Origin of the sequence: Amycolatopsis sp. La24 (genome assembly GCF_029087445.1) — a bacterium.
In the GTDB taxonomy this organism is placed as follows: domain Bacteria; phylum Actinomycetota; class Actinomycetes; order Mycobacteriales; family Pseudonocardiaceae; genus Amycolatopsis; species Amycolatopsis nivea.
This window is the reverse complement of record NZ_JARACH010000120.1, coordinates 1-9,006: the sequence shown is the minus strand read 5'-3', so window position 1 is coordinate 9,006 and position 9,006 is coordinate 1. Positions and strand designations below refer to the sequence as shown.

The following is a 9,006-nucleotide window of genomic DNA, read 5'->3' as shown; positions in this document are numbered from 1 at the left end:
GCGAATCCCGCGGCACCCGGCGCTCAACCGACGACGTCATCGCCAGTCCCCAGCGCCTCGCGACTCTGGTGGCACTCGGCGCTCAACCGACAACCTCATCGCCAGTCCCCCCACCACCCGCGACCTCGCCAACGCACCATCCGTTCCCGCGCTCAACTGCCGCCCCGTCACCACGCCCATCTCCGCATTTCCCACGACTCCGGCCGAACAACACCCGCTCCCGCACCCGGCCGCCAGCGCACCCCGCTCCCCCGCACCCGCGCAGCACAACCCCAACCAAGCGCCCGACCGCCAACCCGGCTGACAATCACCCCAACGGAAACCGGCGCTCATGCCAGACTGGGCGCATGCGTTTTCTCGCCATGGTGGCGATCCTGGGGCTGTCCGCCGCACTGGTCAGCGGTTGTGGTTCTTCCTCCGCCGAAGGGCACCGGCCGGACGGGGCGGGTGTCACGATCCGCGTTCCGGCTGACGCGCCGACCATTTCCGCCGCGGTTTCCCTGGCTCAGTCGGGAGATCTCGTGCTCGTCGCGCCCGGCGAGTACCACGAAACGGTGAAAATCACGACGCCGAGGGTCACGCTGCGCGGCGAAGTGCGGGAAAAAGTGATCGTCGACGGGCAGCTGAAGCGGGACAACGGCGTCGTCGTGTCCGCGCCGGGCGTCGCCGTCGAGAATCTGACCGTCCGGAATCACACGCAGAACGGCGTGCTCGTGACCGGTTCGGTCAAAGCCGCCGACGGGCTGCCGGGGCACGGGGGCGGGTACGACACCGGGGACGAGCCGATCCGTTTCCTCAGTTCGTTCCTGGTCTCGCACGTCACCGCGACCAGCAACGGGCTCTACGGAATCTATGCGTTTTCCGCGCAGAACGGAGTGATCGAGCAGTCCTACGCGTCCGGCGGCGCTGATTCCGGAATCTATGTCGGCCAATGCAAACCATGCCGGACGGTGGTGCGGGGCAACGTCGCGGAGCTCAACGCGGTCGGGTACGAGGGGACGAACGCCAGCGGCGAGATGTACGTCGTCGGGAACCGGTTCAGCGGGAACCGGGTCGGGGCCACCAGCAACTCCGATCACCAGGAGAAGCTGTTGCCGCAGCAGGATTCCGTGCTCGCGGGCAACCTGGTCGCGGCCAACGGGCAGGCGGCGACGCCGGAGCAGGCCGACGGCGGCTGGGGCATCGGGATCGGCATCGACGGCGGCAGCGGCAACCAGGTGCTGCGCAACCGGATCGCCGGGAACCCGAACGCCGGGGTCGTCCTCACCGCGACCCAGGACATTCCGCCGAACGGCAACCGGATCGTCGGCGACGTCTTCGCGGCGAACGGCCTCGACGTCGGCTGGACATTCCCCGGCGCGACCAAGGGCAGCGGAAACTGCGTTGATTCCGGGCCGCTGCACACGATTCCGGAGGGACTGCCGACCAGCGCCGCTTGTCCCGCGGCCGCCGCCTCGCCCTCGGGGATGTGGACGAGGGCGAAACCGCCCGCGGGAATTCCGTTTACCGAGGTCGTGGCACCGCCGTTGCAGCCGCAGTTTCCGGACGCGCGCACGGCCGGACCCACGGTCGTCCCGGCAGTGCCGGAGTTTCCGGACGTCGCGAAAATCCAAGCACCGGCGGCGTCGTTGCTGGCGGACCGCGCGTCCGTGACCGCCGCTTAAGGACACGCCCGGGCTGCGGCAGCACCGGGCTCGCAGGAAACGTCACCGAACAGACGGCACCGCGGTGGCAGACCGCGCATCGATGGCCGCCGCTTAACGACGCGCGCCCGCGCCGTACTCGACGAAAACAGCACCACGCTGGCAAACCGCGCACCCGCCACCGCCGCTCAACGACGAGCCCGACCCGCGGCAGCACCGGGCTCGAAGGAAACCTCACCGAGATGGCACCGCGCTGGCAAACCACGCATCCCTGACCGCCCCTTGACGACGCGCGCCCCTGCCCGCGACAGCACCGCGCTGGCAAACCGCCCATCCGCCACCGCCGCCTAACGACGAGGCCGACCCGCGACAACACCGCACTCGAAGGAAAAATCACCGAGCAGAAGGCACCGCAGTGAATTCGTGTGTGTCGAAGGAAATGACGACCGGATCCGTTTCTCCCGGAATCGCGGCCTGCACCCGGTACATGACGCCGTCCGCGTCGAGCCAGTACCGGACTTTTTCCGCGCTGCCGGGGCGGTCGCGCGAATCCGGGCCGGTGAAGACGTCGACCGGATGTCCGTTCACCTGATCGGCCGCTACCCATTCGGCACCGTTCTGCGGCAGCAATTGCGCGTTGTCCGGCCGGTCGCTGCCGAGGCCGAGAAGAATCGCCAATGCGCGGTCGAGTGCGCCCGCGGACGGATTGAGCGGGCGTCCGAACCAGCCGTCCGAAGGCGGTTTCCCGGGAGGGAAATCCGGGACGACAGCCAGCGGGCGGAGTTCGATCCGGCTGGCGGTCCACCGGATCAGACCATTGCCGGAGTCGTTGCGCCCCTTGCCTTTCAGCACTCCGTAACCGGACTTCGCGCGGTAATCGGCCGAACCGGTGATCACGAGTTCGCCCGCCGCGCCGGGGACACTGATCGTCACCGCGCGGCCTTGTTTCTGGTAATTGCGGAATCGCGCGATCGCGAGTCGGCTCGCCTCGTCCGCGGTGACCGCGCGCGGGCCGGAATCCGGGGAACCCGCGGCGGCATACCAGAATATTCCCGCGCCGAGCGCGACTGTCACTGCCGCGGCGACGACGATCCACCGGCGCGCGATCCGTTTTCCCAGCACAGCGAGTGACCGTAGCAGGGTTTTCGATTCACCCGGTCCGTGTGTCCCGGTGCCGTACCCGGGCTGACCGTTTTCTGGTTCACTGTTACAGCTTTGCGGCACGCCGCGCGAATATTCCGCGCAGAGAACGGAGATCCCGCAGTCATGACCCGAGGTGGCAGAAGAACGAGTGGCAGATTCAGGCTGGCGCGCGCCGCCGCCGCTGTCTTGATGCTGGGTGGCAGCACGATGACGGTGACCACCGGCGCCGCCGCTGCCGCCGAGGACGGCACCTTGACCGTCCAGGTGCTCCGCGATTTCTTCGGCACCGGCATCGTCAACGCCGCCATGGACACCCCGCAGCCGGGCATGTCCGTGCTGGTCACCGACTCCGCCGGGCATCAGGTGCGCGGCCGCACCGACGCGGCGGGCAAGGTCGTGGTGGACCCGGCCGCCCCGCTCGCCGGCGGCCGGTACCGCGTCGACGTTTCCGTTCCGGATCCGTATCGCGCGTATTTGCGGGCCGCGCCCGCGTCGACGGAGAAAAACCACTTCGACAGTTTCACGACGTTCGTGGATCTGCGGGAGGGAAAAGACGTTTCGGTGATCACCGGCGTCTGGAACCCGGCCGACCACACCCCGCCCGACGCCCGCTATTACGTTCCGGTGCAAAGCCCGGCGGTGAACAGCGACGGCAGCGCGCCCGATCCGAACAGCCGCGCGCTGGTCGCTTTCGACCGCAGTCTCCGCGGCACCTGCCCGGCCGACTCGGCCTGCCCGACCGTGCTGAACACCCAGGCCCAGGTCGGCACCACGTGGGGATTGGCGTACGACAAATACCGCGACCGCATTTTCCAGGCGGCGTTCGCGAAACGCTTCACCACCTACGGCCCCGAAGGTGGCGGCGCTATTTACACCACGCCGCTCGGCGGCGGCGCGCCCACGTTGTTCGCGAAAGTGCCGGATGCCGAGGTCACCGCACACGGCAAGGTCGACATGCTCAAGGACCAGCATTTCGTGGACGTCCCCGGAAAGGAAAGCCTCGGCGGGATCGCGCTCACCGAGGACGGCAAAACGCTGTACGCGGTGAGCCTGGCGACCCGGAGCCTGCTCAGTTTCGACGCGACCGGAGCCACCGCGAAACCGGGCAAGACCGTCTCGATCCCGGCTCCGGATTGTGCCGTGCCCAACGACTGGCGGCCGTTCGCGGTCGCCGCGCACGACGCGAAACTGTACGTCGGCGGCGTCTGCTCGGCGGAAAGCACGAGGCGGCGCGAGGATTTGAAGGCCGTGGTCTACACCTACGACGGCGCGAAATTCACCCCCGTGCTCACCCACGGACTCGACTACCGGCGCGGCTACGTCATCACGGTCCCGGACCCGGACGACAGCATGGACCACTGGAACCCCTGGGACACCTCGTTCTCCTCGTGGGACAAGTTCATCCGGAAGGGCGCGGGGATCAACCCGCAACCGGAACTGGCGAGCCTCGCGTTCACCCGCGACGGCTCGATGATCCTCGGCTTCCGCGACCGGTTCATGGACGTCTTCGGCTCCGGCAAAGACCCGCGGCCCACCGACGACACGGTCCGGACCGGGATGTCCGGCGGCGACATCACCATGGCGTGCGCGGCGCCCGGCGGCGGATACGACTGGGAAGGCACCGGGGCCTGCCCGAACCACGGCAAGCCCGAGACGAACGGCCACGAACCGCCCGGCGTCGTCGAGTACTTCCCCGGCGACTTCTACGATCCGAACCGGTCCGGCAACGGCGTGCACCAGGAGTCCTCGCAGGGGTCGGTCGCCTACATCCCGCAGCAGCAATGGGTGATCAGCACCCAGATGGACCCGGCGCAGTACGTCAGCTCCGACGGCGTCGGCTACTACGACGTCGACTCCGGCATCGGGCCGGGGCAGGACAATCCGAAGCACGGGTACGCGTTCGTGGGCCCGGCGAACAGCTTCGGCAAGGCGGGCGGCCTCGGCGACATCGCCTACCAGGCGGCGAACGCGCCGATCCAGATCGGCAACCTCGTGTGGTTCGACGGCGACCACAACGGCGTCCAGGACCCGAACCGCACCGACGAGGTCCCGCTCGCCAAGGCGACGGTCAACCTGCTGGACGCCGACGGCGCGAAGGTCGCCAGCACCCGGACCGACAAGGCGGGCGAGTACTACTTCGGCGGCGTCGGCGCGGAATACCAGCTGAAGCCCGGCGAGAAGTACACCGTGCAGTTCGACGTCTGCACCGCGGCGACGGACAACGTGCCCGGGACGCCGCCGGCGACCGACCTGCGGTTCACGCTCCCGACCGCCGGACCGGACCGGGCGCACGATTCGAACGTCGTGCCGCCGAAGTCCGGACCGCTCTGCAACGGCTACGCGCCGGTGACCGCTCCCGCCGAAGCGGGCGGGGTCGACCACACCATCGACGCCGGCGTCTACCTTCCGTTGCCGCCGGGTCCGCCCACGTCGTCGGCGCCGCCGGGCACGAGCCCGAACCCGGCTCCCCCGGCGGCCCATCCGCCCGCCTCGGACGCGACGGACACGGATTCGCTGGCCTCGACCGGGATTCCGCTCCTGCCGATGCTGCTGATCCTCGGCGGGGCGCTCGTCGCCGGAGGCACGGCCTTCCTGGTGGCGGCCCGCAGAAGGCGGTTCAGGCGGCAGTGACCGCGGCCGAGGTCCGCACGCCTGGTGCGGACCTCGGCCCGGCCTTTTCTCTAGCGAAGACGGGAAACCGCGGTCAGGACAGCGCGCGCAGCCGGGGCAGCACGTCCTCGGCGAACTGCGACAGGTAACGCTCCTGGTCGTGCCCGGGGCCGTGGAACACCAGGTGGTTCAGGCCCGCGTCGAGGTACGGCTTGATCTGTGCGACCGCCTCGTCCGGGTCGGACGCGACGATCCACCGCTTCGCGACCTGCTCGATCGGCAACTCGTCGGCCAGCCGCTCCATCTCCTCCGCCGACGACACGGTGTGCTTCTGCTCCGCGCTCAACGACAACGGCGCCCAGAACCGCGTGTTCGCCAGCGCCTTCTCCGGATCCCGGTCGTACGACATCTTGATCTCGATCATCCGGTCCACGTTCGCCGCGTCCCGCTCAGCCGCGGCCGCGCCGTCGGCCATCGCCGGCATCAGCTTCTCGGTGTACAGCTCCATGCCCTTGCCCGACGTGCAGATCATCCCGTCGCCCGCACGGCCCGCGTACTTCGCCACCACCGGACCGCCCGCCGCGATGTACACCGGCACCGGACGCTCCGGCCGGTCGTAGATCTTCGCGTTGACCAGCTGGTAGTAGTCGCCCTCGAAATCGACGCTGTCCTTGCTCCACAGCTCGCGCATCAGCCGCACCGACTCCCGCAGCCGCGCGAACCGCTCCTTGAACTCCGGCCACTCCCGGCCCGACACCGCGATCTCGTTCAACGCCTCGCCCGTTCCCGCGCCCAGGATCACCCGGTCGCCCGACAACAGCGCCATCGTCGCGAACGCCTGCGCGATCACCGCCGGGTTGTACCGGAACGTCGGCGTCAAAACGCTCGTCCCGATCAGCACCCGGCTCGTCCGCTCCGCCACCGCCGGCATCCACGCCAACGCCCACGGCGCGTGCCCGCCCTCGTGCCGCCACGGCAGGAAATGATCCGACACCCACACCGAATCCAGCCCCAGCTCCTCGGCCCGCACCGCGAACTCCACCAGCTCCCGAGGCCCGAACTGCTCCGCCGACGCCTTGTACCCGACCTTCAGCTCCACGATCGCCCTTCCCCGTCCACACGCACCACGCAGGATTCCGTGGCACCGTCAACCGTACCCGGACGGGCCTTGCCGAGGCGGGTGTGCTGTCGGTCACTAACGGGGCTAGTACGTGGCGGTCATCAGGACGAGCGCCGCGGCCTGGCAGCCCGGGCCTTTGTCCCCGACTGAGGACCACGGACGCGAGTACTGGTCGAAGTCGTTGCGGGAATGGGCGTAGGCGGAATCCGCTTGTCTGGCCAGGAAATCGCGGTAGGGCGCGTCAGCTGTCGCGGCGTCCAGTTCGGACAGTCCGCGCACGAGTCCGGCTTTGAAGTACGACCCGTCGTCGGTGCAGCTGCTGCCCTCGCCCGGGTCGTGGACGATGCCGTCCGAGCCCGTGAAGAACGACCCGGTGCGGGTCGTCGAGTCGGCCACTGAGCGGGCGGTGTTGATCAGGTTCTGGTCTCCGGTCACTTTGGACAGCGCCGTGAGGCCGGAGACGAATACGCCCTGGTTGTACGTGTAGCGCTGCCCGACCGCGGCGCAGCTGGCGCCGTCGACACCGTCCACCACCAGGCCGTCGGACCCGATGAGTCCCGTGCCGCGGAACCAATCCCAGCCTTGCTGCGCACGGGTCCGGTAGGTCGCGTCGCCGGTGCGGTCGGCGATCGTCGCGTTGACCTCGATGTAAAGGCTGTTGGAGATGGACGCCTTGTACGTCAGGCCTTCTTTCCAGCGGATGCCGCCGCCGCAGTCGGCGGTCCAGAAGGTCTGCATGTGGTCGGCATCGGCCTTCGCCGTGGCTAGGTAGCGCTGCTGGCCGGTGCGGTCGTAGGCGTCGAGCCACGCCATCGCCCACCAGCCGGTGTCATCGGAGAACTCGTTGCGGAACTGGCCGCGGCCGGCGTTGACGTTCTTGTCGTACGTCGTCGCCATCGCGTAGTCGTAGCTGGCCATCCGGCTGACCGACGCGTTGCGGATCACCGCGGCGAGCGACACCGCGGTGCCCCAGCCGCCACCGTTGCGGAAGTAGCCGGTGCCGTTGTCGTAGAGCGCCATCATCGCGGTCGCCGCCGCTTGCGCACGGTCCGCCGCGTTCCAGCGGGTGCGCGCCCAAGGCGTACAAGCGATCCGGCCGGTGTCGGTGGCGCTGCCGCACGCGCGCAGGGCGCCGACGCCGCGGTTGTTCCAGTCGTCGTTGTTGTACATCTGGGTGCGCCAGCCGCCGACCCCCGACGGCGCGGTGGTGAGCCCCAGCTGTGCGCCACCGTCCCAGGTCGCGCCACCGTCGAAGGACCGGTCGAGCCACACCCGGTCGCCGGGGCGCGAGTGGTCGACGACGGCCCAGCCCATCGGGTCTGCGTCGGCGAAGTGCAACTGGAGGACGCGGTCGTCGAGCGCCGTCGTGACCGCGATCCGGTCGCTGGACGCCTGGTCGGCGGCGCGGTTGTCGCAGTATTTGTTGCACACCACGATGTTCGCCGCCGGCTGAGGCGCTTTCGCGTGGACCGGAAGCAGCGCCGACATCGTTGTCAGGACCGCCGTGAGCATGACCCGCACCGCTGCCTCCTTGGACCCCGTTCCCCCGGAACGAAGATCCGCCCGAGACGCGGTGCGGGTCAACGAATGACAAAGACCTGGCTCGAGAATGCCGCCGGATGCCCGGCGCGCTGGGCTATTCCGCGGTCAGGTCCGGGAGGCCGTCGAACTCCACGACCTGGCGGACCTCGACCTCGATCTCGTCGAACAGGTCCGCGTACTCGCTCGCGTACTGGACCGCCTGCGCCCGGTCCGCGGCGTTGACCAGGGCGAACCCGCCGATGACCTCCTTGGCCTCGGTGAACGGCCCGTCCGTCGCCTTCGGGGCCGCGCCGCGGGGTTTGCGGACGATCGCGCCCCTCTCCGACGGGTGCACGCCCTCGGCGGTGATCAGGATGCCGCGTTCGGTCCAGTCCTGGATGAACGCGCCCATTTTCTCCATGAACTCGGGGCTGGGGTTCCAGGCCTCGGGGGCGCTCTCGTCGAGCCGGTGCATCATCAGGAAACGCATTGACCGCTCCTCGGTTGGGGCTGGCTTCGTCCAGCCGTCACATCCTCGTCGAACGGCCTGGCGCGGGTTCGACATTTTTCAGCAGCGATGCGTCGGCGACTTCCGCGGCCGCGCTGCCCACGCCGCGACGCCCGCGACGAGGGTCACCGCAGCCCCCGCTATGGGGCTGTTCATCAGCACGAGACCGCTGAGGAACGCGGTCCCGGCGAGGAGAAGCAACGCCATCCGGAGCATGGCCGCCCAAGCGACGACGAAATCCGCGGCCCGGGACATCCAGGGTTCGCGGGTGTCGGGCTTGCGATGCCGCCCGGGCTTGCGCCGAGCCAGCACGCGGTGCGCGGAGGCGACCATCTCTTCCCTGGTCGCCACCCGGCGAGGAGGGCGGGAGAAGGGATCCCAGTCGACGACGACCCGGACTCGGGCGGGGTGGTCGGGGTCGGGGTGGTTCGGTGGGGGCGGCTGCGGGGTGGTGGGGGCGG

Annotated in this window: 7 protein-coding genes; 2 read left to right on the top strand and 5 right to left on the bottom strand. The window is 69.3% G+C overall.

Annotated elements, in window-relative coordinates; translation table 11 throughout:
• Positions 1–347 precede the first annotated feature (347 nt).
• Positions 348–1,664 carry a right-handed parallel beta-helix repeat-containing protein gene (locus tag PUT80_RS45675; protein WP_275295860.1) on the top strand — a complete coding sequence of 439 codons (1,317 nt, stop codon included), beginning with the start codon at positions 348–350 and terminating at the stop codon, positions 1,662–1,664.
• Positions 1,665–2,036: 372 nt separating this feature from the next.
• On the opposite strand, the gene PUT80_RS45670 is transcribed toward PUT80_RS45675, so the two are convergent.
• Entirely contained in the window at positions 2,037–2,765 is a 729-nt protein-coding gene (locus PUT80_RS45670; protein WP_275295859.1) for a hypothetical protein, read from the bottom strand.
• A 228-nt stretch (positions 2,766–2,993) separates the two neighbouring features.
• On the opposite strand from PUT80_RS45670, the gene PUT80_RS45665 reads away from it, so the two are divergent.
• The gene (locus PUT80_RS45665; RefSeq protein ID WP_275295858.1) at positions 2,994–5,417 is read left to right on the top strand and encodes an SdrD B-like domain-containing protein; all 2,424 of its coding nucleotides are present in this window, start codon (positions 2,994–2,996) and stop codon (positions 5,415–5,417) included.
• Between the two features lie 73 nt (positions 5,418–5,490).
• On the opposite strand, the gene fgd is transcribed toward PUT80_RS45665, so the two are convergent.
• The 4 genes from fgd to PUT80_RS45645 all read right to left on the bottom strand — a co-directional run.
• A complete protein-coding gene (gene fgd / locus PUT80_RS45660; protein WP_275295857.1) occupies positions 5,491–6,495 on the bottom strand; it encodes a glucose-6-phosphate dehydrogenase (coenzyme-F420) in 1,005 nt (334 codons plus the stop codon).
• Positions 6,496–6,600: 105 nt separating this feature from the next.
• Positions 6,601–8,028 (bottom strand): glycoside hydrolase family 76 protein, encoded by a 1,428-nt coding sequence (locus PUT80_RS45655; protein WP_275295861.1) that lies wholly within the window; start codon positions 8,026–8,028, stop codon positions 6,601–6,603.
• A gap of 124 nt (positions 8,029–8,152) precedes the next feature.
• Positions 8,153–8,527: a YciI family protein gene (locus PUT80_RS45650; protein ID WP_275295856.1), complete on the bottom strand. Its 375-nt coding sequence runs from the start codon at positions 8,525–8,527 to the stop codon at positions 8,153–8,155.
• A 78-nt stretch (positions 8,528–8,605) separates the two neighbouring features.
• Positions 8,606–9,006: hypothetical protein (locus tag PUT80_RS45645; protein ID WP_275295855.1), on the bottom strand; the 401-nt coding region annotated here is incomplete at its 5' end.